25 protein-coding genes and 1 tRNA gene are annotated in these 22,348 nt (G+C 61.3%); 12 read left to right on the forward strand and 14 right to left on the reverse strand.

What is annotated here, in order from left to right; translation table 11 throughout:
* Positions 1 to 159: 159 nt before the first annotated feature.
* The 4 genes from J5278_RS16625 (at position 160) to J5278_RS16640 (ending at position 4,516) form a co-directional block, all read left to right on the forward strand.
* Positions 160 to 1,083 carry a sulfite exporter TauE/SafE family protein gene (locus J5278_RS16625; protein WP_209182783.1) on the forward strand — a complete coding sequence of 308 codons (924 nt, stop codon included), beginning with the start codon at positions 160 to 162 and terminating at the stop codon, positions 1,081 to 1,083.
* Positions 1,080 to 1,883, forward strand: coding sequence for a TIGR02186 family protein (locus tag J5278_RS16630; RefSeq protein ID WP_219258289.1), 804 nt, complete (start codon positions 1,080 to 1,082; stop codon positions 1,881 to 1,883). The genes J5278_RS16625 and J5278_RS16630 overlap by 4 nt, the downstream gene beginning before the upstream one ends.
* Positions 1,884 to 2,010: 127 nt before the next feature.
* Complete coding sequence (locus J5278_RS16635; protein WP_247748967.1) at positions 2,011 to 2,994, forward strand: L,D-transpeptidase; 984 nt, start codon at positions 2,011 to 2,013, stop codon at positions 2,992 to 2,994.
* Positions 2,995 to 3,226: 232 nt separating this feature from the next.
* Positions 3,227 to 4,516 (forward strand): histidine-type phosphatase, encoded by a 1,290-nt coding sequence (locus J5278_RS16640; RefSeq protein ID WP_209182780.1) that lies wholly within the window; start codon positions 3,227 to 3,229, stop codon positions 4,514 to 4,516.
* Between the two features lie 25 nt (positions 4,517 to 4,541).
* On the opposite strand, the gene pdeM is transcribed toward J5278_RS16640, so the two are convergent.
* Positions 4,542 to 5,270, reverse strand: coding sequence for a ligase-associated DNA damage response endonuclease PdeM (gene pdeM, locus J5278_RS16645; protein WP_209182779.1), 729 nt, complete (start codon positions 5,268 to 5,270; stop codon positions 4,542 to 4,544).
* Between the two features lie 83 nt (positions 5,271 to 5,353).
* Positions 5,354 to 7,864, reverse strand: coding sequence for a ligase-associated DNA damage response DEXH box helicase (locus tag J5278_RS16650; protein WP_209182778.1), 2,511 nt, complete (start codon positions 7,862 to 7,864; stop codon positions 5,354 to 5,356).
* Positions 7,865 to 8,003: 139 nt separating this feature from the next.
* Here J5278_RS16650 and J5278_RS16655 point away from each other — a divergent pair, with 139 nt between their 5' ends.
* Both J5278_RS16655 and J5278_RS16660 read left to right on the forward strand, forming a co-directional pair.
* Positions 8,004 to 8,504 (forward strand): Rrf2 family transcriptional regulator, encoded by a 501-nt coding sequence (locus J5278_RS16655; protein ID WP_142823957.1) that lies wholly within the window; start codon positions 8,004 to 8,006, stop codon positions 8,502 to 8,504.
* 23 nt (positions 8,505 to 8,527) lie between these two features.
* A complete protein-coding gene (locus J5278_RS16660; RefSeq protein ID WP_209182777.1) occupies positions 8,528 to 8,989 on the forward strand; it encodes a carboxymuconolactone decarboxylase family protein in 462 nt (153 codons plus the stop codon).
* A 29-nt stretch (positions 8,990 to 9,018) separates the two neighbouring features.
* Here J5278_RS16660 and J5278_RS16665 read toward each other — a convergent pair whose 3' ends face one another.
* From J5278_RS16665 to J5278_RS16685, 5 genes are all read right to left on the reverse strand, one after another.
* Positions 9,019 to 9,477, reverse strand: a complete 459-nt coding sequence (locus J5278_RS16665; protein ID WP_209182776.1) for a hypothetical protein — start codon at positions 9,475 to 9,477, stop codon at positions 9,019 to 9,021.
* Between the two features lie 252 nt (positions 9,478 to 9,729).
* Positions 9,730 to 9,915 carry a hypothetical protein gene (locus J5278_RS16670; protein ID WP_142823954.1) on the reverse strand — a complete coding sequence of 62 codons (186 nt, stop codon included), beginning with the start codon at positions 9,913 to 9,915 and terminating at the stop codon, positions 9,730 to 9,732.
* Positions 9,908 to 10,114, reverse strand: coding sequence for a hypothetical protein (locus J5278_RS16675; RefSeq protein WP_209182775.1), 207 nt, complete (start codon positions 10,112 to 10,114; stop codon positions 9,908 to 9,910). The genes J5278_RS16670 and J5278_RS16675 overlap by 8 nt, the downstream gene beginning before the upstream one ends.
* Positions 10,115 to 10,217: 103 nt before the next feature.
* Entirely contained in the window at positions 10,218 to 10,853 is a 636-nt protein-coding gene (locus J5278_RS16680) for a YitT family protein (protein ID WP_209182774.1), read from the reverse strand.
* A 104-nt stretch (positions 10,854 to 10,957) separates the two neighbouring features.
* Positions 10,958 to 11,902: a methyltransferase domain-containing protein gene (locus J5278_RS16685; RefSeq protein WP_209182773.1), complete on the reverse strand. Its 945-nt coding sequence runs from the start codon at positions 11,900 to 11,902 to the stop codon at positions 10,958 to 10,960.
* 144 nt (positions 11,903 to 12,046) lie between these two features.
* On the opposite strand from J5278_RS16685, the gene J5278_RS16690 reads away from it, so the two are divergent.
* From J5278_RS16690 to J5278_RS16700, 3 genes are read left to right on the forward strand one after another with little or no spacing between them, the layout of a single operon-like run.
* On the forward strand, positions 12,047 to 12,313 hold the full coding sequence (locus tag J5278_RS16690; protein WP_142823951.1) for a DUF6460 domain-containing protein: 267 nt from the start codon (positions 12,047 to 12,049) through the stop codon (positions 12,311 to 12,313).
* Between the two features lie 2 nt (positions 12,314 to 12,315).
* Positions 12,316 to 12,822 carry a CAP domain-containing protein gene (locus tag J5278_RS16695; RefSeq protein WP_374108243.1) on the forward strand — a complete coding sequence of 169 codons (507 nt, stop codon included), beginning with the start codon at positions 12,316 to 12,318 and terminating at the stop codon, positions 12,820 to 12,822.
* 25 nt (positions 12,823 to 12,847) lie between these two features.
* A complete protein-coding gene (locus tag J5278_RS16700; protein WP_209182772.1) occupies positions 12,848 to 14,197 on the forward strand; it encodes an MATE family efflux transporter in 1,350 nt (449 codons plus the stop codon).
* Here the strand turns inward: J5278_RS16700 and J5278_RS16705 are convergent.
* From J5278_RS16705 to J5278_RS16715, 3 genes are all read right to left on the reverse strand, one after another.
* Complete coding sequence (locus J5278_RS16705; RefSeq protein ID WP_209182771.1) at positions 14,173 to 15,261, reverse strand: quinone-dependent dihydroorotate dehydrogenase; 1,089 nt, start codon at positions 15,259 to 15,261, stop codon at positions 14,173 to 14,175. The genes J5278_RS16700 and J5278_RS16705 overlap by 25 nt on opposite strands.
* Entirely contained in the window at positions 15,258 to 15,602 is a 345-nt protein-coding gene (locus J5278_RS16710; protein WP_142823948.1) for a DUF952 domain-containing protein, read from the reverse strand. The genes J5278_RS16705 and J5278_RS16710 overlap by 4 nt, the downstream gene beginning before the upstream one ends.
* Positions 15,603 to 15,735: 133 nt before the next feature.
* A complete protein-coding gene (locus J5278_RS16715) occupies positions 15,736 to 17,655 on the reverse strand; it encodes a glycosyltransferase family 2 protein (RefSeq protein WP_209182848.1) in 1,920 nt (639 codons plus the stop codon).
* Between the two features lie 57 nt (positions 17,656 to 17,712).
* Here J5278_RS16715 and J5278_RS16720 point away from each other — a divergent pair, with 57 nt between their 5' ends.
* The gene (locus J5278_RS16720) at positions 17,713 to 18,591 is read left to right on the forward strand and encodes a transporter substrate-binding domain-containing protein (protein ID WP_374108285.1); all 879 of its coding nucleotides are present in this window, start codon (positions 17,713 to 17,715) and stop codon (positions 18,589 to 18,591) included.
* Positions 18,592 to 18,598: 7 nt separating this feature from the next.
* On the opposite strand, the gene J5278_RS16725 is transcribed toward J5278_RS16720, so the two are convergent.
* Entirely contained in the window at positions 18,599 to 19,012 is a 414-nt protein-coding gene (locus J5278_RS16725) for a tellurite resistance TerB family protein (RefSeq protein ID WP_142823946.1), read from the reverse strand.
* 98 nt (positions 19,013 to 19,110) lie between these two features.
* On the reverse strand, positions 19,111 to 19,866 hold the full coding sequence (locus J5278_RS16730; RefSeq protein ID WP_209182769.1) for a thermonuclease family protein: 756 nt from the start codon (positions 19,864 to 19,866) through the stop codon (positions 19,111 to 19,113).
* On the opposite strand from J5278_RS16730, the gene J5278_RS16735 reads away from it, so the two are divergent.
* Positions 19,865 to 20,416, forward strand: coding sequence for a hypothetical protein (locus J5278_RS16735; protein ID WP_209182768.1), 552 nt, complete (start codon positions 19,865 to 19,867; stop codon positions 20,414 to 20,416). The genes J5278_RS16730 and J5278_RS16735 overlap by 2 nt on opposite strands.
* Before the next feature lie 72 nt (positions 20,417 to 20,488).
* Here the strand turns inward: J5278_RS16735 and J5278_RS16740 are convergent, their stop codons facing one another.
* On the reverse strand, positions 20,489 to 21,154 hold the full coding sequence (locus J5278_RS16740) for a helix-turn-helix transcriptional regulator (protein ID WP_209182767.1): 666 nt from the start codon (positions 21,152 to 21,154) through the stop codon (positions 20,489 to 20,491).
* Between the two features lie 401 nt (positions 21,155 to 21,555).
* Between J5278_RS16740 and J5278_RS16745 the strand changes: the two genes are divergently transcribed.
* On the forward strand, positions 21,556 to 22,176 hold the full coding sequence (locus tag J5278_RS16745) for a hypothetical protein (RefSeq protein WP_209182766.1): 621 nt from the start codon (positions 21,556 to 21,558) through the stop codon (positions 22,174 to 22,176).
* Positions 22,177 to 22,244: 68 nt separating this feature from the next.
* Here the strand turns inward: J5278_RS16745 and J5278_RS16750 are convergent.
* Positions 22,245 to 22,318 (reverse strand) — tRNA-Gly (locus tag J5278_RS16750).
* Positions 22,319 to 22,348 lie beyond the last annotated feature (30 nt).

A 22,348-nucleotide genomic window follows, 5' to 3' on the forward strand; every position in this document is an offset into this window, starting at 1 on the left:
TGCTTCGGCCCAGGAATGGCGATTGACTTAACATCGCCAAACCCAAACTTTCCTTAACGGGTTCCGGCTAGGGTTTCGTATGAGCGTCGCGCGTTCAAAGGGGAAATTTCATTAGGCGCCGGGTTTGCTGAACGAGCGCAGTTCATTTGGGGTCCGGCCGTGACGATTTACCTGCCGATAGCGGAATTATCGGTCAATATCTTCATCATCCTCGGCATGGGCGCGGCGGTCGGCTTCCTTTCGGGCATGTTCGGCGTCGGCGGCGGGTTTTTGATCACGCCACTGCTGATCTTCTACAACATTCCCCCAATCGTCGCCGTCGCCACAGGCTCCAACCAGGTCGTTGCCTCCTCGGTTTCCGGCGCCATCAGCCATTTCAGGCGCGGCTCACTGGATCTGAAGCTCGGATCGATCCTGCTTGCCGGCGGCCTCGTCGGCTCGACGCTTGGCCTCTGGGTCTTCGTGATCCTGCGGCGCGTCGGCCAGATCGACCTGATCATCTCGCTTCTCTACGTGTTCCTGCTCGGCACGGTCGGGACGCTGATGCTGTGGGAGAGCATCAATGCGCTGCGACGCGCAGCCGGCAGGGGCAAGCCGCTGCCCAAGCGGCCCGGCCACCATAACTGGGTGCAGCGGCTGCCGCTGAAAATGCGTTTCAAGAAATCGAAGCTCTATCTCAGTGTCATTCCGGTCTTCGGCCTCGGTTTCTTCGTCGGCGTGTTGACCCCCATGGGGATCGGCGGCGGCTTTATCCTGGTTCCAGCGATGATCTACCTTCTGCGCATCCCGACCAATGTCGTGGTCGGTACATCGCTGTTCCAGGTCATCTTTGTCACCGGCTATACGACCATCGTCCAGGCAGCCACCAACTATTCCGTCGATATCGTGCTCGCCTTCGTGCTGATGGTGGCCGGCGTCATCGGTGCGCAATACGGCGTGCGGGTCGGCCAGCGGCTGCGTGGCGAGCAGCTGCGTGCCTTGCTCGGGCTTCTCGTGCTCGCCGTCGGCGTGCGCCTTGCCATCGCGCTGATCGTCACGCCGACCGATATCTACTCCATCGTCATGGAGGGCATCGGCCAATGATCGGACGTACCCTTGTCCTTGCCGCCGCCCTGCTGCTGGCAGCGTTTGGCGCCCGGGCGCAGGTGATGCTCGACGCGCCGGCGACGCCCCTGCCCGAGACGATGGAGATCGGTACCTCGACCAGCGAAATCGCCATCACGTCGGATTTCGCCGGCGCCGACCTGACGATTTTCGGCGCACTCGGCAACACCGACCAGCTGCTGCTGGCAATCGGCCAGTATGACATCGTCGTGGTGCTGGAAGGTCCACGAGAGAACGCCACCGTGCGCAAGAAGCAGCGGGTGTTCGGTATCTGGGTCAATACGCGATCGATGACCTTCGAGCGAGTGCCGGAAGCCTATTCGCTATCGAGCACGCGTGCTGTCGACAGCGTCACGACACCGCTGGAACTGAACGACCACGGCATCGGCCTCGATCATATTCCGCTCAACCCGGTCGGCTTCGTTGGCGACGTCGGAAACCTGCGTGAGTTCCGCGACGCGTTCCGGAGGCTGCAAGAGAGCGGCGGCCTCTACGACCGCGATCCGGGCGGCGTTCGCTTTGTCAGCTCCAGCCTGTTCAAGGCGACGCTACGCCTGCCGGCCAATGTGCCCAACGGCGTACACACTGTGCGCGCCTATCTCTTCAAAAGCGGCAAGTTCGTCGCCGAAAAGTCGTTGCCGCTGCGGGTCATCAAGACCGGCATCGAACAGACCATCACCGACGCCGCCCATGAGCAACCGATCGCCTACGGTTTCTTCGCAGTTTTCCTCGCCGTCGTGACGGGCTGGACCGCCAGCTTCATATTCCGGAAGAGCTAGAGAACTCGCCACTTCGCTGCCGCCGCTAAGCACGGAAATTGCGTTGGTTTGCAAGGGACTATGGGGCGTCGCACGAGAGCACCGACGATATATGCTACGGCGACGGAACAACTTTGGTTCGAGACCATTGAGCAGCATGAAAACAACCGCGCTCCTCACCACCCTCGCCCTCCTCGTCCCCTTTGCCGCCACGGCTCAGGAGATGAAGCCCGACGCAATCAATGCCTCGTCGCTCGCGTCGATCCCGGCGGACCGTCCGGCGACAGCGTCCGACAATCCCGATCCGGCGATTGTCCGCCTGCAGGTGCTGCTCGACCGCGCCGGCGCGTCTCCGGGGGTGATCGATGGTTTCTATGGCGAGAACGTCAGCAAGGCGGTCGCTGGCTTCGAAGCGATGAATGGGCTGGCGACTGACGGCAAGGTTGGACCTGATGTCACCAGCCGTCTCGATGGCAAGGCTCCGGTGATCGAGAGCTACGTGATCACCGCTGACGATGCCACCGGCATCGTCGATCACATTCCGACGGACTACGCCGAAAAAGCCAAGATGGAGAGCATGGGCTACACCAGCGTCGCCGAGGAGCTTTCGGAGCGTTTCCACATGGCCCAGGCGCTGCTCGAAAAACTCAACGAAGGCAGCGATTTCGCGGTTGGCAAGACGATCCAGGTGGTGATGCCGGGTCCGCCGATGCAGGGCCAGGTCAAGCGCATCGAAGCCAATAAGAAGAGTGGCCAGGTTTTTGCGTATAACGCCGAAGGCAAGCCGATCGCCGTCTATCCTGCGACAGTGGGCAGCGAGGAAAATCCATCGCCAAAGGGACTGCACAAGGTCAAGGGCGTCGCCCGCAACCCGGTCTATCGCTATGACCCGGCCAAGAACTTCAAGCAGGGCAAGAACGACAAGGTCCTGACGATACCCAAGGGACCGAACGGCCCTGTCGGCAGCGTATGGATCGACCTCACCGAACCGACCTACGGCATCCACGGGACGCCAGAGCCCGACCTTATCGGAAAGGTCGGCTCGCACGGTTGCGTCCGCCTGACGAACTGGGATGCCGAAGAGCTGGCCGGCATGGTCAAACCCGGCGTGGTCGTTGAATTCGTCAACTGATCGAGCCCGTGCCGGCAGCACTGCCTGCGCGGAACCGACAACGCATAGTCTGACGGTCCTTTCCTCGGCACCGAGGCGGCATCTGCCACAACTTTGCTTGGCTATGTCCGCCACAAAACTGTCGCTCAATGTTCACGTAATCCTATTACATGCCGCTTCGGTCACCTTCCGACCGGAGCGGCATTTTTCGTTGCAATAACGCGGCCGGTCGCTCTTTTCCCATGGAGCAACCATGTCGTTGAAATCCTTCGTCATCGCCAGCCTGATGTTTGCTGCTGCGGGGAGCCCCGCTGGCGCGGGTGCGCTTTCCCCAGACAAATACATCGCAGTCATGCGTCACGGCGTCCGGCCGCAGACCAGCAGCCGGGAGCTGCTGCATTATTCGTCCCGGCAGTGGCCGACATGGGACGTCGCCGACGGCATGCTGACAGGGCACGGAAAAGTGGCGGCCGAGAAACTCGCCGCCTGGGAGGTTTCCATGCTGCGCGCCAAGAACCTCGTTCCCAAGAGCGGTTGCCCTGTCCCTGGTTCCGTCTTCGGTTGGGCCAATGGTGCCATCCAGCGCACCATCGATACCGGGAATGTGCTGTTATCGGCGATGTTCCCCGGCTGCGGCCTTTCCGTCGGGTTCAACGGGACCAGGGATGTCGACGCGCTTTACGCGGCCTCGGAAACCTCCCTTGGGGCCGTCGATCCGGCCAAGGCAGAAGCTGCCATCCTTGCCACGGCCGGCGGCAGCTTCGATGCGATGAAGGCCAAGGCGGCGCCCTTGATGAAGGAGCTCGACACCATCCTCGGATGCGCGACGCCTGCCTGCTCGATGGAACAGCGGCCCTGGACGATCGAGACCAAGGCGGCAAAGGACGGAAAGCCGGCAAGCGTTTCCATGAAGGGACCCATCGTCGAAGCCGGCACGATCGTGCAGGTTTTCCTGCTGCAATATGCCAATGGTTTTCCTGCAGACCAGGTGGCCTTCGGGAAGGCATCGAGCGCTGCCGACATCATCCGCCTGTCGCAGCTGCGCCAGGTCAAATACGACATTGGCAACCGTGTACCCTACCTCGCTGCGCGCGACGTTTCGAATTTCCTCAACCAGGTACTGCTCGCCATCGCTGCCGACCCGAAGGACGCGAAATCAGCGGAAGGACCACCGAACGCCAACTTCCTGCTCTTCATGGGCAGCGATACCCAACAGGCCGAAATCGCGGCGCTTCTTGGTCTGCACTGGCACATTCCGCCCTATCTGGACGACGAAACGCCGCCGACCGGGGCGCTGACCTTCGAGCGGTTGCGCGATGGCGCGGGCAAGGCCTATGTCCGTCTCGGCTTCGTTGCACCGACCCTGGATCAGATTCGTGACGCCTCCACGATCGATGCAGCCTCGCCGCCGCTCCAGGCAGAGATAGCGATGCCCGGCTGCGAAAGCGAGAGCGTCGAGGGTGCCTGCCCGCTCGATCGCTTCATGGCCTTGGCACGACCGAAGCTCGATATGACGGCTGTGGCCAGCCAGGCTTACCACTGACAACGGGAAGTCCGCAGGATCTCGATTAGCCGATCAGGCTTGCGTAGCGGACTGAATAGATACGGTCCCGACCGAGCAGGTGGGCAACCAGTAACGGGTGGTCGAACAGTCCGGCCATCGCCTTGTGACCGAGATCGAGACCGCCACTCATCAGGCCGAAAGCCGGCATCAGCATCCGGCCGCCATCCGTTGCAAAGCAAGGACGGCGGATAGACTTTTCCCGTCTGCGCACAGTAGCCGAGGGGTGGAGGTGGCCGGCAATCTCTCCGGCCTGCCTTCCTGACTTGGGTTCGTGCCGGAATGTCAGGCCGCTGTGGACAAGTTCGTCGAGCGACTGGCCTGGAAGACCGGTTGTACCATCTGGGTCGTGGTTACCGTTGATCCATATCCATTCGCGACCCCGGGCCATGCCCGAGATCAGTGTCCGGAATTCCTCCGGCATCAGGGCGGATCCCTTGCGATCATGGAAATTGTCGCCGAGCGAGATCACCAGCTTGGGATCGTAGCGAGCGATGACAGCGGACAACACCGTCAGCGTCGCCAGTGTATCGTAAGGTGGCAGCATCATGCCGCGCCGGGCGAATGCTGCGCCCTTCTCGAGATGCAGGTCAGAGACGAGGAGGATACCCGCATCCGGCAGGTAGAGGCCACCCAAGGGATCGCACACCGCTGCGACGCCGTGGACGCTGGTTTCCGCGCCGGCTGATGTGGCAAGGCCGGTCATGTCGCGCGCGAGCGCCAGTCGGGTTATCAATAGTCCGCTTTCCAAATTTCATTCATGCCGGTGCCTGTCGGGACGCGGGAGGATAAACTCTCCCACCGCCATTCCAACCCCCGTCAGCTCAGCGCCTCGGCGATCAGATCGTCGGCAGCTTCGGCCAGCAGGGCGTCATGGGCCTCTCCTGGAACGGATTCCCGGCCTATTTCGAGCATGACCGGTACGGCCAGCGGCGAGATGTGGTCGAGCGCCCGGTGGGTGATGTGGCCCTTGATTCGCCTCAGCATATCGCCAAGCCGGGCAATATCCAAAAGCCCCGTTGCCGCATCCTGCCGCGTCGCCTGAAGAAGGATGTGATCGGGTTCGTGGCTGCGCAACACGTCATAGATCAGATCGGCCGATACAGTCACCTGGCGGCCAGACTTTTCCTTGCCGGGATGGCGACGTTCGATCAGGCCGGAGATGACAGCGCAATTGCGGAAGGTGCGCTTCAGGAGGAAGGACTCGTCCAGCCACTCCTCGAGATCGTCGCCGAGCATGTCCTCGTCGAACAGCGTGGACAGGCTGAGGCGGCCGGTGGCGATCATCTGGCCCATGTCCTCCAGCCCCCAGATGCCGAGCGAATAATCTGTGGCGACGAAGCCGAGCGGCTTGGCGCCGGCACGCTCCAGCCGCCGGGTCAGCAGCATGCCAAGCGTCTGGTGGGCAAGCCGTCCTTCGAAGGGATAGGCCACCATGTAGGCGCGGCTGCCGCGCGGAAATGTTTCGATCAGCAGTTCGTCGCGTTTCGGCACCATCGACTTTTCCCGCTGCAACGCTAGCCAGTCGCGCACCTGGTCCGGTAGCTCGTGCCAGCGGTCGGGATCGGCCAGCATCGAGCGGACCTGGTCAGCGAGATAGGTCGACAGCGGGAACTTGCCGCCATTGTAGGAAGGGATCTTCGGGTCGTTGGAATAGGCCTGGCTGGCCAGCGCCTCGTTTTCGCGGATACCCTCATAACGCAGCACCTTGCCCGAGAAGATGAAAGTGTCGCCCGGCGAAAGCTGCTCGAAGAAGTACTCCTCCATCTTGCCGAGCGTTGCCCCGCCGCGGCCGATGCGTCCGCCGGCGCCGCGTTTGACCATCTTCAGGTTCAGCATCGGCGATTCGACGATGGTGCCGGAGTTCAGGCGGTATTGCTGCGCCACGGCCGGATTGGAGATGCGCCAGCGGCCGTCCTCCATCTTGCGGATGCGGGCATAGCGCTCATAGGCGCGCAGCGCGTAGCCGCCGGTGGCGACGAAATCGACGATCTGCTCGAAGGTCTCCCACGATAGATACGCATAGGGAGAGGCGCTGGTGATCTCGTCGAACAGTTCGAGCGGATCGAAGGGCTCGGCGCAGGCCATGCCGAGCACGTGCTGGGCCAGTACGTCGAGCGTGCCCCGGCCGACTGGCGGGGTGTCCTGTGCGCCGATGTAATTGGCATCGAGAGCAGCCTGGCACTCCATCACCTCGAAGCGATTGGCCGGCACGAGGATCGCCTTCGACGGCTCGTCCATGCGGTGGTTGGAGCGGCCGATGCGCTGGGCCAGCCGCGAGGCACCCTTGGGTGCTCCGACATGGATGACGAGATCGACATCGCCCCAGTCGATCCCGAGGTCGAGCGTCGATGTGGCGACGACGGCGCGCAATTTGTTGGCCGCCATCGCCGCCTCGACCTTGCGGCGCTGGCCGACATCGAGCGAACCATGATGCAGAGCGATCGGCAGATTGTCGTCGTTGACCGTCCAGAGTTCCTGGAACAGCATTTCCGCCTGGCTGCGGGTGTTGACGAAGAGCAGCGTCGTCTTGTGGTCGAGCAACTGGCTGTAGACGTCGGGGATGGCATATTTCGCCGAATGGCCGGCCCAGGGGATGCGTTCTTCGCTGGCAAGGATCGAGATATCAGGCTTGGCGCCGCCGGCGACAGTCACCAGGCCTGCGTGACGATCCTCGCCCTCGCGCTGGCCGACCAGCCATTTCTGCAGTTCCATGGGGTCGGAGACGGTAGCGGACAGGCCAATGGTCTGCAGCCCGGGCGCCAGCCGCCGCAGCCGCGCCAGCCCCAGCGACAGCATGTGGCCGCGCTTCGAGGAGACCAGCGAGTGCAACTCGTCGAGGACGATATATTTCAGATCGCCGAAGAAGCGCTGGGCCTGGCCATTGGCGAGCAGCAGCGCCACCTGCTCCGGTGTGGTCAGCAGGATGTCGGGTGGCGAGAGCTTCTGGCGCTGGCGTTTGGCGCTCGGCGTATCGCCCGTGCGGTTCTCGACGGTGACCGGCAGGCCCATCTCCTCGACGGGCTTCATCAGGTTTCGCTCGATGTCGACGGCCAGCGCCTTGAGCGGCGAAATGTAAAGCGTGTGGATGCCGGAGAAGGCCGACCCCGGCGGTATCTTGCCGCGCCGCGTCAGGTCCGTAAGCGACGGCAGAAAGCCGGCCAGCGTCTTGCCGGCACCTGTCGGGGCGATCAGCAGCGTGCTTTCGCCAGCTTCCGCGCGGGCCAGCAGTTCGAGCTGATGGGCGCGGGGCTGCCAGCCCTTTTCCGCAAACCAGCGGGTGAAGGGAATGGGCAGGGCCAGTAGCGTCTCAGTCTCGATGCGATCCACGTGACCATATGTAGTTCAGATGACGCTAAATCCTAGCGGCAAGAGGCGTCAGCACACCACCTTCAGCCAGAAAGCCAATCATCGCGCTTGACACCGCCTATTCGCGGATATAATTTATCCATGATTGAAGGAGCATATCATGAAACTCGGTGACGGGGTCGAGCAGGCACTCCATTGTGTGGCGATGCTGGCTGGACTTTCAGAAGGCGGCGTTTTGTCCGCGGCCGCGCTTGCCGAGTTTCATGGTGTGTCGACCAGCTATCTGTTGAAGCATCTGCAGGCGCTTTCGAACGCCGGCATCGTCAGCACGCTGCCGGGTCCGAAGGGTGGTTACCGGCTGGCGAGAGCAAAGTCCGAGATTACCCTGCTCGATGTCGTTCTGGCAGTCGAAGGCCCCGCGCCGGCCTTTCGCTGCAATGAAATACGCCAGCGCGGACCGAACCCGGTGTCGTCGCGCTTCTTCGCGCAGCCGTGCAATATCTCTTCGGCGATGTTGCGGGCAGAGCGCGTCTACCGGGCAGAGCTGGCCAAGACCACGATTGCCGACCTTATCGTGGAACTGACAGACATCGACGACGGAAGCATTGCGGCCCGAGGCTGTGCTTTTCTCGCGATCCATGAACGCAAGACGAGCCGCTGAGGCTCCAACCCAAGGAGACTATCATGCAACCACGCCTCAATTATTTTGAAGCCTCCCCGTCGTCCTACAAGGCCGTGTCGGCCCTGGAAGTGCATGTGCAGAACTCGGGCCTGGAAAAGCGTCTCATCCACCTGATCAAGCTGCGAGCCTCGATGATCAACGGCTGCGCCTTCTGTGTGGACATGCATGTGAAGGAAGCGCGCCATGACGGCCTCGGCGAACAATGGATCAATCTTTTGAGCGTCTGGCGTGAATCGCCCGTCTACGATGCGCGTGAACGGGCGCTGCTCGGCTGGACGGATGCGGTGACCAACATTGCCCAGACCGGCATTCCGGACGACGCCTATGACAATCTTCGCCAGCACTTTTCCGATGAGGAAATGGTCAAGATCACCGTGGCCATCGGCGCGATCAACGTCTGGAACCGTCTCGCCGTCGGATTTCGTGGCCAGCACCCGATCGACAAGGTCGCTGCGGCTGCTTGAAGAGAGCCAACCGACAATTGCGATCCCGCCTAGATAGAGGCGGGCTCGTAGCCGGACTGCTTGAACAGAACTGCCTTTTGCGGGTCGGGGAAACCGAACCAGACAAAACCCTCGGCAATGTTCTTGCTGAGCAGCTGATTGAAGATCATGCCGCTAGTTATCAGCCCGTTGGCATCGGCCCACGCCAATGTCTCCCGCAGATCCTTTGCCAGTGCGTGGTTGCCGCGACCGGCATGGTCGAGTTTGAAGAGGAATCTCTGTTTCAGAGGGACCGACTTGATATGGTCCTTGCCCGTTGAGATCGCCTTGAAGAGGGCCTTCAGCCTGGCGACACCGCCATGCATCTGCGTGTCGCCGAAACTGAGCACCGTCCTCCCCGTCGGGGTGCTGAGATGCACCTCCGCCAGGAAGTCGTCATCCGCAGTCATCCAGTCCACGGCCGAATTGATATTTTCCTGTATCAGGGGTGACGGGATGAAACTGCTCATGCCTGTGTCTTTTCCAATTGGCTTGCGACTGTACGCGCCAGTCATTTGGCCAAGCGATAACCTCCCGCCGCCCGGGACGCCAGACTTTCCACTATCTATTTCGACATTTTGCGGCAAAGCATCGTGAAATAGCCACCGTCGAAACCGATCGGCGTGCCTTTAGAACCGAGGACGTGCGAGCAACTGGCGGCGCCTTTTGTGCCCTATTGGAGCAGGATCCGCTCAGGCATGCGGCCTGCAACGTGCCGGATGCTACTTGTTGATGCGGTAGCCGATGCACATGGTCGTACCCCAGGACCCTGCAGCCTCGACGATGCGGCCATCGGAGACGAGCTTGCGAGCCATCTGGCGGTCGGCGAGCCGCATCGGATAGACCTGTCCGTGAAATCCCGTGGCGCTCTTGATTGCGTCGAGCAGACGTTCTTCGGTTTTAGGCATCGTTTCCCTCATTTCCGCTGTCGTGAACCACGCCTTCACCTCTCCGGTGCGGCTTGACTTCGCTCGGTTGCCCGAAGACTGGAGGAGCAGCTTCGGCAGACACCGGGACGTTGCCCGTGTAGGGTAAATTCTGCGACAGGCGGATGACAACGCCTGTGTTTTTTACCTTCTCGTAAACCTTGGCGGAAAGTTCCGCCATGACAGGCGGCCTGTCAACCCTTTGATCCGCCTTTGTGTGGATTGTCACAATGGCGATGGCGGCAGGGTGTCGCCACTGCACGGATTTTCGTCGGGCTGCCAAATTAAAGGGCGATGTACCGGTCGGAGCGATGGTTGATGGCGACAAAGAGATTGAGGACGACAGCCCCCGCCACCGAGCAAAGCACGATGTAGGGCATGGTAACGGCAAAGGCGACGGCAAGGACGCCCATGTCGACGGCAAGCTGAACCAGCCCGGCGCGGATACCGAAACGCTCCTGAAGATAGATGCCGAGAATGCCGACGCCGCCGAGGCTGGCACGGTGTCTATAGAGCGCCAGCAGGCCGAAACCGAGGAGCACCCCACCGAGGATCGCCGACCAGAGCGGATGGATATGGGCGATCTCGAACAGGCGCGGCTGCAGATTAGTGAGGAGCGACGTCAGCGCGATGGCGATGAAGGTCTTGATGGTGAAGGCGCGGCCGAGTTGCTTCAATGACAGATAGAAGAACGGCAGATTGACGACGAAGAATGCCAGCCCGAAATTAACGCCGGTGGCATAGTGCAGCAGGAAGGCGATACCGGCCGTGCTTCCGGTCAGGAGCCCCGCAGCCGAAAGGATGAAGAGCCCGAGCGAGGAGACGATGCTGCCGGTCAGCACGCCCTGAATATCCTCGACCAGCGAATGACGGGTGGCGCTGGTGTTCCAGACGCCCAAAGTACTTTTGAGTTTCGACATGCTGCATCCCCTTTTTTCCCGCAGGTTGCGGAAAGAGGCGGTGACAATCAAGCGTCAAAGCGTAAGGAATGCTGACCTATCTCGTCTTTGCAATAAACCGGATTTCAGGCGACCATTTGCGCAACAAACAGCAGGCCTGAGACCGGTTGCCCGGCGTCCAGGCGAATGACCGTGCGGGTCTCCGCACGAATCGCAAATCCGTGTTGTTCGCAGATCTCCTGCACATAATGTCTGGTATGGGCATAGCGCAGCGAGCGGCCGAGGCGGAAACCCGTGCCCTCCCCGCCATCCTCGACGGAAAACGCAAACACCGCCTGCGGCGCCGAAAGCAGACCCAGCAACGCAAACAGGTTTTCGAGGGCGCCGAGATAGATGAAGACGTCGGAGGCGGTGATCAGATCGGCGCGATGGTCGGAAAGGTCAGTGCCGAATAGCCCTGAGCCGGCGGCGGGCAAGGAGAGGTCGGCGATGCCAAGCAGGTCATAGACATGCTTTTCCGCAGCCTTGGCCAGCATGTTGCCCGAGAGATCGAAACCCTCGAGGCGATCGATCCGATTGCGGATTTCCGGGCCCAGCAGGCCGGTGCCGCAACCGAGATCGACGGCGAGGCGAAAGTGCTGCGGCAGGCCTTCCGTCTCGGCGATCAGTGCCGCGAGCTTGCGGGGAACGCTGTAGGCGAGCTTTTTGATCAGCGCATGGTCGAAACGCTCTGCGTAGTCGTCGAAGAGCCGCTCGACATAGAGGCTCGAGGGGTGATCGGGCATCGCGCCGGCGCCGAGCGAGGCCAGCATGAGAGGTGCGCCAAAAAGGTCGCCGCGGTCGAGCGGCACGACCCGTTCGAAGGCGGAGGTGGCGCCCGCGAAATTGCCGGCCTTCTCTCGGTATATGCCGAGGTTGAACCAGCCGGCGGCCCATCCCGGTGCCCTCTCCAGCGCCTGCTCCATCAACTCGGCCGCGCTCCCGGGCTCGCCGTTCTCGTCCAGCATTTTTGCGTAGTCGGCGCGCCGGTCGGCCGTGACATCTCCGGAAGAAAGCTGGCTCGGCAGCATATTGGGCAACCCCTGTTCACAACAGGCTGTGGGCGCGGCCACAAAAAAACTCAAGTCCTATTTCAGGCAAGACCGCTACGAGGGATCAAAACTGCTTGCAGCGCGGAATTGCCCGGCTTATTTCAGGGCGAACAGGAGAGATCAATGTCAGATCAGGTGAACAGGTTTCTCGGAGACTCGCTGGGGCGGACGATCGTCAAGCTCATCGTCGTATCGCTGATCGTCGGATTCGTGATGAAGATCTTCGGCTGGCGGCCGATGGATCTGATCGAAAATGTCCGCCATTTCATCCTCGAACTCTGGCATACGGGCTTTGCGGCCCTTGGTAGCATCGGCGATTACCTGCTGCTGGGAGCGACGATTGTCATTCCGCTTTTCATCCTCTTTCGCATCTTCAACTATCGAAACTGATCATGACCCTGCAAAATTCTCTCCTGACCCGGCGCAACGCACTGCGCCTAGGCGGCATTGCGCTTGTCGCCGGTGTTGCCAGCTGCGCCACCAAGCCCCTGCCCGTCGCCAGAAACCTTCCCGGTGCCGACCAGACGGCTGCAGCCCTGCCGCTGGTGAATGCCCTTCGTGCGCAACATGGCCTGCCACCTCTCGCCATCGATCCCGCAGCCACCGATGCGGCGCTCTACCAGGCCAAGCGCATGGCAAACCTCAGGAAGATGGCGCACCTGATCGGCTTTGGCGACGATTTTGGCCGACGGGTGAAGGCCAGCGGCGTCAAGCTGCCGGCTGCGGAAAACATTGCCGAGGGCCAGCGCAGCGTCAATGCGGTGGTCAATGCCTGGATACATTCGCCGCATCACCTCGAAAACATGCTGGGCCCCTATACCGGTCTCGGCGTTGCGGTATCGCCAGGTTTTGCTCCCGGTCAGATGCCCTATTGGTCTATGGTACTGTCTCGCCTCTAGGCCGCTCGACTCGCAAGGCAGGACAATGGATCACACGTTGAACGGCAAGCGCGGCCCGGCCTTCGCGGTAACGCACCGGCTCGTTCTCTCCATCGCCCTGCCGATGACGCTCGCCTTCATGACGACGCCGCTGCTAGGGCTGACTGACACCGCCGTGGTGGGCCAACTGGGGCAGCCAGACGCACTGGCAGGCCTGGCGATCGGTGCGGTGCTGTTCGACCTCATCTTTGCCAGCTTCAATTTCCTGCGGGCCTCGACAACGGGCCTCACTGCCCAGGCCTTCGGGCGCGGCGACCTGACCGAGCAGCAGGCGATCTTCTGGCGGGCGCTTGTATCGTCGCTCCTCAGCGGAGCGGTGCTCCTGCTTCTGTCGCCGCTTTTGCTCTTGGCCGGCCTGAAGCTGATGGGGCCGGAGGGTGGCGTCGCTGTCGCCACGCGCAGCTATTTCTCGATCCGCATGCTGTCCGGACCGGCCGCACTTGCCAACTACGCCATTCTCGGCTTCGTGCTCGGTCGCGGCCGGGGCAGCATCGGCCTTTTCCTGCAGACGCTGATCAACGGCATCAACATCGTTCTGGCGCTGGTGCTCGGGCTATGGCTCGGCTGGGGCGTTGCGGGTGTCGCCTGTGGAACGATGATCGGCGAGACGATCGGCGCTGTGGCTGGCCTGATGATCGTGCTGCGTGGGTTTGTCGGCGTCCCCCGGCCATCGCGATCCGATATTCTCTCGCGGGAGAAGCTCGGCCAGCTGTTCGGGCTCAATCGCGATATCCTGATCCGTACCTTCGTGCTCCTCGGCGCTTTTACACTAATGACCCGTATCGGCGGTCATTTTGGCGCGGTGACGCTGGCCGCCAACGCGGTTTTGATGAATTTCGTGCTGATTTCCGCATTTTATCTCGACGGCCTTGCCAACGCCGCCGAACAGATTACCGGCAGGGCCATCGGCGCCGGCGACAGGACGGCCTTCGATCGCGGCCTGAAACTGACCATCCTCTGGTCCTTCGGGCTTGCCGGTCTTGCTGCCGTGGTCTTCCTCGTCTTCGGAGCCTCGATCATCGGTGTGCTCACCACGTCGCCCGATGTGCGGACGATGGCCCTGCAATACCTGCCCTACGCCGCGATTTCAGGACTGACCGGGGCGCTTGCCTATCTCATGGACGGCGTGTTCATCGGCGCCACCTGGTCGGGCGAGATGCGCAACCGCATGCTGCTGTCTTTCCTCTGCTATCTCGCAGCACTCGCCGTCCTCGTGCCATCGTTTGGCAATGCCGGCCTCTGGCTGTCGCTGAACGGCTTCCTGCTGTTTCGCGGCTTCTTTCTCGCCACCCGCCTGAAACCGAAGGCCGATCAGACCTTCCAACTGGCCCAGTAGTCAAGGCGGCTGTCGCGGAGTTCGCGGATCGACGTCACCTGTTCGCGATCCAGCAGCTTAGACAGGCCGGCAAGGATGCTGCCGGCAAGACCCGGGCCTTCATAGACCATGCTGGAATAAAGCTGCACCAGATCGGCGCCGGCGCGGATTTTTTCCAGCGCAGTCTCCGCCGAGGAGACGCCGCCGACACCGATGATGGCCATCGATGGGCCGACCCGCTTGCGCATGCGGGCGAGCACCGCCGTCGATGGTTCGAAAAGCGGCTTGCCTGATAATCCGCCAGCTTCGCCGGCCTGGCTCCGGTCCTTAAGCCCGTTGCGCGCGAGCGTCGTGTTGGAAACGATCAGTCCCTCCAGCCCATGCGCCAGGGCTTCGTCGGCGATGTCGTCCATGCCCTCTTCCGTCAGATCGGGGGCGATCTTCAGGAACACCGGGATCTTCCTGTTGGCCTTGGCTGCTTCGGCATCGCGTGCGGCAAGGACAGCGGAAAGCAGGGTTGAAAGGCTTTCACGGGCCTGCAGATCGCGCAGGCCGGGAGTGTTGGGCGAAGAGATGTTCACCGTGAAATAGCCGGCTAATGAATAGAACCGACGGATGCCGGCGACGTAATCGGCTGTTCGATCGACGCTGTCCTTGTTGGCGCCGATGTTGACGCCGATGATGCCGGCATTGCGGATGGTTGCCAGCCGGGCATAGGCGGCATCATGACCCTCATTGTTGAAACCGAGGCGGTTGATCACCGCCTCATCCTCGACCAGGCGGAAGACGCGTGGCTTCGGATTGCCTGGCTGCGGCTTCGGGGTGACCGTCCCGATCTCGGTGAAGCCGAAGCCGAGCTTCAGCAGCGCCTCGGGCACCTCGGCATTCTTGTCGAAGCCGGCGGCCATGCCGAGAGGATTGACGAAGTCGAGACCGGCAACCGTCTGCCGCAGGCGCGGATCGGCGGGCAGTTGGCAGGCCGGCACAAGTCCGGACTTCAAAGCGGTAATCGACAGGCCATGGGCCGTTTCGGGATCGATAAGGAACAAGCCGCGACGGGCGACGGCCTTGAAGAGATCGATCATGGCAGCATCTCCGGAAACTGATGGGCGCCGTCCTTGTCCAAAGGCAGCGGCGTGGCCCAGAGGACGGAGGTTGTCGACAGAAGTCCGTAGAGATGGGGAAACAGATCTCCACCGCGTGACGGCTCGAATTTGAGAGCATCTCCGAGGACCTCGCTATCGACGGCAACCAGCAGCAGGTCCGTCTGGCCAGCGAAATAGCGTGCCGCCGTTTCCTTCGCCTGGGCTGCAGTCGAAAAATGGATGTAGCCGTCGGCAAGGTCGATCGACGCACCGTGGAAGATGCCCTCTTCCCGGGCTTCCTGCCAGGCGAGTTCCGGTACGATCTTGTAAATCACGGCCATGGCGGCGCTCCCAGCGAGAAAACAGTCGCATAGGGATTTGCCGAAAAGGCGGAGGTATGTCCATGGTCCGGCGGTAAATTATCGCGGAATACCTTCTATTCCTCCAAGGGCTCCGATTGCCCGGCAATAGCCATCACAGAGCGGGTGTCGATGGCCGGTGCGGAGTCTTGTGCCAATGGAACGGGTTGGTCCGGAGCTCGATCACCGCACGCCAGGCGGCGATCGAGACCAGCATCCAGTAGAACGGCACCGTCATCCATCGCCAGCGGATACGCTTTTTTTCAGGCGCGATCATCGCCGCAGTACCGAGCAACAGGAAGATGGCGTAGCTCCCGAAGATGTTGGAAAAATCGATGACGAACATCGTCATATCGAAAGATGAAATTGCTTCCGTTGGAACATGCAGCATCGCCGTCAGCGACCGCAGCAGAAACAGCATGATCAGCGGATGACCGAGCGACGAGAGCAACATTCCGCCGATCAGCAGCTGGAATATGGCGAATGCTTTGAAGCCCATCTGGCGCTGCAGGCCCCGCGGGTCTCGCATCAGCACCAGCCAGGTTTGCAGCCAGCCCTTGAACCAGCGCGTGCGCTGCCGGGACCAGATGGCTATGCCGGTCGGTGCATCCTCGATGGTCTGACGATCGATGACATCGGAGCGATAACCGAGGCGATAGAGCCGCATGCCGAGATCGGCATCTTCCGTGACGTTGAATGGATCCCAGGCGCCGGATGACCGGAGGATATCGGTGCGGAAATGATTAGACGTGCCCCCGAGCGGCAGCGGCATGCGATACCTTGCCAGCATCGGCAAAAGCGCCCGGAACAGCGCTGAATATTCCAGCGCGAACATGGAGCTGATCCAGTTCTCGCCGCCATTGCCGATCACCAGCGGCGCCTGCAGGCAGGCCACATCGGCCGGCGCACTCCGAAACTTGGCATACGCTTCCCGCAATTGCTGGGGATGTGGGCGGTCCTCTGCGTCGTAGACGGCAACATAGGCGCCCCGCGCACCGTTGAGTGCGTAGGTCAGCGCTTTCGGTTTCGTACGCGGATGCATCGGCGGCACCTCGACGATCTCGAATTGCGGTCCCAGCGTCTGGGCGCGCAGGGCCGCAATCGTTTCGCGATCGTCCGCCTCGCAGACGAATTTGATATCGAGCCTGGAGACGGGCCAGTCCAGCCGCTTCAGCGTCGCCACCAGTTGCGGCACGATTTCGGCCTCGCCGTAGACCGCGATCATCACCGTATAGACGGGACACGGGCCACAGGGATCGACAGCTAGCCTTGGCCGCCGACGACGCTGGACGACGGCGCGACCCCGCAGCATCAGAGTGGTGAGATAGGAAAAGGACAGCAGCACATGCAGAATAGTCTGGGTGTTCGGATCCGAAACCAGCCCGACCGCCAGCAGGCTTAGCCCGACGCCGGCATAAAAGCCCTGATAGCCATGGAAAACAACGCGGGCGCTAAACGCCGGCTGGCTTTCAAACAGGTCGCCGACGGTCTTGCGGACGCGACGATCCGCACCCGCCCGCCAGACGGCAGCCCGAATGGCACCAGGCGTCGTGACCACCAGACTGTGCTTCAGGTCCGGGTAACGTCTCAGCAGGACGGCCACCTCCTCCAGCCGGTCGATCTGCGGCGCGATCAGGGTGAGTGGTGGGCGAAGGGGATGATTAACCCGCAGCGTGGTCGGTCGCAACAGCTGGCTGTCGAGGCCGGCGATATCGATGACGCTGCCACCGGGGATTGTTTCGGTGAACGGCACTCGAAGAGCCCGGGCCATGGCGCCGTAGTAGGCATCCTCCCGGACGAGCGTTCCCGCCAACAGCTCCTGTTCGATACGCGTTCCGTTGAGAAGCGCCGCTGCGGCTGCCGTCGCGACATAGGGCCGGCCTATGCCGATCCGTTCCAGTGCGCCGGCCTCTGCCTGCAATCGACCGAAGAATACGGGAAGTGCTGCATCTGCCGGCAGTATTTCACCAACGATGTCTGATAGCGCCACAGCCGCCGTGCTTGCCGCTTGTGGTGGATATTCCCCGAAGCGCATCAAGGTGATACATCCTTACGCAATGCAACGCCCCACGCCGCTTAGCCTTGGATGATAATCATGCGCAGGTTTAAATCACCCCTCAATTTAAGGGGTTTTTACACGGTATGCGCGATATTTTCATCTTTTCTCATGCAGCAGTCAACCTTTGCCGACGAAAAGCCTGTTGGCAACCTGCCGATACTGTTCGATTCCCGTGAGCGATTGCCAAAACCCGATCTTTCGTCGCTGGTTCGCCTGCGTTTTCTGACGGCAACCGACTTCCCGCCTTTCAATTTTCTGGACCAGTCCGGAAAGCTTGCCGGCTTCCATGTCGATCTCGCTCGCGAAATCTGCGCAGAATTGGCAATTGCCGACAGATGCCAGATCCAGGCATTGCCGTTCGGCGAACTTCGCCAGGCGCTTGCCGCATCGCAGGGCGACGCCGTGCTCGCCGGCATCGCCGTGACAGCGGATCTGCGAAACCAGTTCGCTTTCTCGAGGCCCTATCTGATGTTGCCGGCGCGCTTCGTCCGCAATCTCAAAGCCGACCTCCCCGGAACTACGGCGGCGGCGCTTTCGGGCAAGCGCGTCGGCGTGATCAAGGCAACAGCGCATGCAGCGATGCTTAAGGCCTTCTTTCCGGCCATCACGGCTGTAGAATTCGACGACAGCGCGCAGCTTTTGTCAGCCGTGAAAAGCGGTTCGGTGGATGCGGCCTTTGCCGACGGGCTGCAATTGTCCTTCTGGACAACATCGCCTGCGGCAGAGAAATGCTGCACCCTGTTCGACGGCCCCTATCTTTCGCAACAGTTTCTCGGCGAGGGGATGACCGTCATGCTGCGTCAGCAGGATACCGATCTGACGGCAGCCATAAACCACGCGCTGGCGACGTTATCGCGCAACGGTCGGCTTCAGGAAATCTATCGACGCTATTTCCCGACCAGCCTCTATTAGGCTTGGATCAGGCCTTACGGTAGCGGGCAATGGCGCTGCGCTCGATTGCAGCGCAGGTGAGCTTGTCGAGTTGCAACCGGTCGCGCAGCATCGCAAGCAACCGTAGCTCTTCGGCAGTCACCGAAAGATCAGCAGCGGCGACCTCGACTGCGACCGCGTATGCGGTGTCGTAGAGGCGGGGCGGCACGGCGTCGCGGATCGTCTCCAGCACGATGTCCAGCCCCTCGGCGCCCGAGAGCAAGGTCGCGCAATCACGCGATACGGCGATCAAGCGATCCTCATCAAAGCCTTTGAAAACCGGCAATGCCTCGATCAGCTCGCCGATCCGGCCCAGCTCCCGGTCGTTCATGGTACGGTCGACGGCTGAAGCCATGACCATGACGTAGATCAGGGCGTCCTGGGCGGAAAGCTGTGCATTCATAATATGTGTCCCTCTAAGCTTCCCCGAGAGTAGGAAGTCACGCCAGCGATAACAAGGGTTGGGATAAAATCCCTGATGGCCGACAGTAGCTTCCGGCGTCAGATGGGATTGAGCGGATCTTCCTTCGGCGGCTCGGGCGCCAGTGTCGACTGATGCTTTTTGCGCGGATCGTTGCCATAGACGCCACGGCCGGCCTTGCGGGCTTCGTCCGCGGCACCGGCAAACGGCGAGCCTGCGGCCACTTCGGCCCAGCCATTGCGCGCCAGCCAGTCGCCGATATTCACCCTCGAAAACCGGCAATCTGCCGTGATCGAGCCTTTCCACTCTGGGTCGGGCACGTCGCAGGTGATGGTCCTGCCAAGCAAGAAGGAGCGGAGCGCAGTACGGGCCAGCGTGCCGCACGGCCATTCCTTGCCATTCGGGCCGGTACAGCTGCGTGCCGGATCGGTTGGCACAATGCCGGCAAGCTGCACGCTCCTGCCGCCGACGGTGAGGATGCCGGCGCGCTCGGCAAAAGGACGGGAGAGATCGATCGGCTTCAGGTCCGCATTCGATTGCGGAGCCCCGACAGCGTCGCCTCCCGGCCGCTCCGGCTGCGGTGCCAGCGCGGCAGATTGCGTCGGCGGTGCCTGCTTGCCCGAAGATGCGGCCGCGTCCTTGTCATCCGAAGGCAGAGGCGCGGCGCTGGCAAGTTTTTCCGTCGGCGGCTGCGGTCTCGTCAGCGGCGTCGGAACCGAGGCTGCAAGCGGCACCGGGGGTGTCGGCGGGGTCGGAGAGGACGGAGGCATCGGCGGCGGCGCCATTCTGTCGGCAATAGCGCTATCTTCCACCGGTGAAGACGGGGGTTCGGCCATGGCAACCGGCGGCGTCCGGTCCGGCAATGCCGCCGGGCTCGTCACCTCTTTCGGCGTGGCGGTTACCGGGGCAGCGGGCGGCAATGATGCGACAGCGGGAGCGCTGGGCGACGCGGGCACTGGCGAAGGAGGCATTTGGTTGGTCGCGCCCTGCTCAGGATTTGTCGGTTGCGGAGATGTCGCCGCCACGATCGGGGGAGCAGGCGGCACCACCGCAGCGGCGGGCGGCGACGGCATTTCGGAAGGTAGAGCCGGGATCGATGGCCACACAGGCGCTGGCGCCACGGGGGACTCGGCGGGGGCTGCCGGCGGAGAAGCGGCCGGCGTCTCCCGCGCAGCGGAATTGTCAGAACTTTGCACTGTCGGCGCCGACGCAAGGGGAGTAGCAGGCGGCTCTGCGACTGTTGATGATGCCGAAGGTTCAGGCGCCGATGTCGCCGCCTGCGGTGCTGACGGCCTCTCCGGAGGCTTGTCCAGGCTGGCCACCCGCGTTGCCGGATCGCCGAAGGTGATGTGCGGCTGCAGGTTCATCGCCGTCAGCCCGACGTAGACCAGGACCATGACGGCCACGGCGCCGGTGACACCGGTCAGCAGAGTGGGGGAACGCATCAAGACAACTTTCCTATTGGCTCGCCCAGATAATCCGCGCCATCCACTCCACATCGACAAGCTCGATGCTTCTGTTGGGATGGGCCGGATTGAGCGACAGCAGCTCGATCGACTTCGGGCTCTGGCGCAGCAAAACCTTGGCCATGACCTCTCCATCACGCGTTTTAACAACCACGCGGTCGTTGCGCCGGACCTGCGCACCGGGCTCGACGATCAGCACGTCGCCATCGCGATAAAGGGGCATCATGCTGTCGCCCTGCACTTCGAGCGCGTAGACGCCAGCTTTTTGCGCCGGGGTCGCCGGGAACTCGACAACATCCCAGCCCTGCCCGGCCGGAAAGCCGCCATCGTCGAAAAAGCCGCCTGCTCCTGCCTGCGCAAAGCCCAGCAGCGGAATAGAGCCGGCCTGCGGCGGAAAGGCACCGTCCGGCATGCCTGATGGTACGGACCCGGGCCGCAACAATCCCATGAACTGCTCGACGCTGGCCCCTGTTGCATCGAGCACCTTGGCAATGGATTCCGTCGACGGCCAGCGCTGGCGGCCATCGGCACTCAGTCGTTTGGATTTATTGAACGAGGTGGGGTCGAGACCTGCACGACGCGCGAGGCCGGAGGGCGTCAGGTCATGCCGCTCGGCAAGCCCGTCGATTGCACTCCATATCTGATCGTGTGACAGCATCGTCGCCTGGCCTTGAGATCGAGGCGTCCCGTCCCCGTCCACGCGCGAGGTTAATCGAAGTGTTAACATTCGTAAAGACGCCAAGAGGAATAAAATCCTTGGTATCTACAGTTTATTGCAGCAGGGATGTCAAGTTTGAGAAGGTTTTTTGCGGTGAAAGCGGTATGACCAAAATCTCTGTCCAGAGCATAAGGGCCGTTTAATAAAGCGTCTCTTCCCGCTACCAAATTAAAATTTTAGTATTCATCTCAAAATTCTCGCTTTAAATAATTGATTGGGCGCCGCACCTCACTCTTAACAACCACGCTGATTCTGCCATTACTCTAACCGATATTTCTGCTCTAGACCCGCAGAGCATGCGCATTATCAAATCATCGTAACTGCAAAAGGAAAAATTCCACTTGTCGCCATCTCGCCCAAAGGATGCGGGTATTCCGCCCACCACACACACTGCGCTGATCAAAGACCCAGTTTCTATGTGGGAAAAGTTGGTATGGGATGTCGAAGTATTCAGAGATATACAGTGCAGCTATCCAGATGAACGCCAGCCCCTCGCTTACGCAGCTATAAATGTAAGCATTGCTTCATGGAGCCTAGGCCAATGGGTGCAAAGCGCAAAAAAGAGGGCGGCAAGAGATAAAAGGGAAGAATTCTCCGACACTCTCTTTTGGGCCAATCTTCATCAAATGATCCCTGAGCAAGCGATGTGCGACGCAATAGCAAACACTTCGAAGCACTCACGTTACGAGGCACGGGATTGGCAAGGCGGAGAGGTTCGAATTGATTGGGTGGAAGGCAATGAAGATGTCCCGTCAGGTTGGCAATTTTCGCACGTACATAGCGGCACCAATGTCGCTAAGTTAGCGCAAAATACATTTCAATCCCTTTGTAACAATTGGTGGCGCTACCTCGTGGCGCATGGTCACACCGAGGATGAACTTCGCACCCCGCGATTTCTCAACAACAAGATAGCTCGAATATTTGGAGATCGGCCCCTGGAGGTAGGAGAAGCCAAAGGTTGATGGCTCTGCCATGCCGCCCGAAGAAATATGGCGTCTTAAATGGCGATCACTATATGGAAGCGTGGAGTTGGAGCGGGTGAAGGGAATCGAACCCTCGTATTCAGCTTGGGAAGCTGCTGCTCTACCATTGAGCTACACCCGCACGGCGCGAAGCCTTCCAACAGTTCGGCCA

This window comes from Rhizobium sp. B21/90 (assembly GCF_019355815.1).
In the GTDB taxonomy this organism is placed as follows: domain Bacteria; phylum Pseudomonadota; class Alphaproteobacteria; order Rhizobiales; family Rhizobiaceae; genus Rhizobium; species Rhizobium rhododendri.

What these genes read in the sequence shown, in the direction of transcription:
- J5278_RS16630 (WP_219258289.1), top strand. Translation starts at nt 1,080, where the DNA reads ATGATCGGACGTACCCTTGTCCTTGCCGCCGCCCTGCTGCTGGCAGCG.
- J5278_RS16640 (WP_209182780.1), top strand. Translation starts at nt 3,227, where the DNA reads ATGTCGTTGAAATCCTTCGTCATCGCCAGCCTGATGTTTGCTGCTGCG.
- J5278_RS16655 (WP_142823957.1), top strand. Translation starts at nt 8,004, where the DNA reads ATGAAACTCGGTGACGGGGTCGAGCAGGCACTCCATTGTGTGGCGATG.
- J5278_RS16660 (WP_209182777.1), top strand. Translation starts at nt 8,528, where the DNA reads ATGCAACCACGCCTCAATTATTTTGAAGCCTCCCCGTCGTCCTACAAG.
- J5278_RS16665 (WP_209182776.1), bottom strand. Translation starts at nt 9,477, where the DNA reads ATGAGCAGTTTCATCCCGTCACCCCTGATACAGGAAAATATCAATTCG.
- J5278_RS16670 (WP_142823954.1), bottom strand. Translation starts at nt 9,915, where the DNA reads ATGCCTAAAACCGAAGAACGTCTGCTCGACGCAATCAAGAGCGCCACG.
- J5278_RS16675 (WP_209182775.1), bottom strand. Translation starts at nt 10,114, where the DNA reads ATGGCGGAACTTTCCGCCAAGGTTTACGAGAAGGTAAAAAACACAGGC.
- J5278_RS16680 (WP_209182774.1), bottom strand. Translation starts at nt 10,853, where the DNA reads ATGTCGAAACTCAAAAGTACTTTGGGCGTCTGGAACACCAGCGCCACC.
- J5278_RS16685 (WP_209182773.1), bottom strand. Translation starts at nt 11,902, where the DNA reads ATGCTGCCGAGCCAGCTTTCTTCCGGAGATGTCACGGCCGACCGGCGC.
- J5278_RS16690 (WP_142823951.1), top strand. Translation starts at nt 12,047, where the DNA reads ATGTCAGATCAGGTGAACAGGTTTCTCGGAGACTCGCTGGGGCGGACG.
- J5278_RS16695 (WP_374108243.1), top strand. Translation starts at nt 12,316, where the DNA reads ATGACCCTGCAAAATTCTCTCCTGACCCGGCGCAACGCACTGCGCCTA.
- J5278_RS16700 (WP_209182772.1), top strand. Translation starts at nt 12,848, where the DNA reads ATGGATCACACGTTGAACGGCAAGCGCGGCCCGGCCTTCGCGGTAACG.
- J5278_RS16705 (WP_209182771.1), bottom strand. Translation starts at nt 15,261, where the DNA reads ATGATCGATCTCTTCAAGGCCGTCGCCCGTCGCGGCTTGTTCCTTATC.
- J5278_RS16710 (WP_142823948.1), bottom strand. Translation starts at nt 15,602, where the DNA reads ATGGCCGTGATTTACAAGATCGTACCGGAACTCGCCTGGCAGGAAGCC.
- J5278_RS16715 (WP_209182848.1), bottom strand. Translation starts at nt 17,655, where the DNA reads ATGCGCTTCGGGGAATATCCACCACAAGCGGCAAGCACGGCGGCTGTG.
- J5278_RS16725 (WP_142823946.1), bottom strand. Translation starts at nt 19,012, where the DNA reads ATGAATGCACAGCTTTCCGCCCAGGACGCCCTGATCTACGTCATGGTC.
- J5278_RS16735 (WP_209182768.1), top strand. Translation starts at nt 19,865, where the DNA reads ATGGCAACCGGCGGCGTCCGGTCCGGCAATGCCGCCGGGCTCGTCACC.
- J5278_RS16730 (WP_209182769.1), bottom strand. Translation starts at nt 19,866, where the DNA reads ATGGCCGAACCCCCGTCTTCACCGGTGGAAGATAGCGCTATTGCCGAC.
- J5278_RS16740 (WP_209182767.1), bottom strand. Translation starts at nt 21,154, where the DNA reads ATGCTGTCACACGATCAGATATGGAGTGCAATCGACGGGCTTGCCGAG.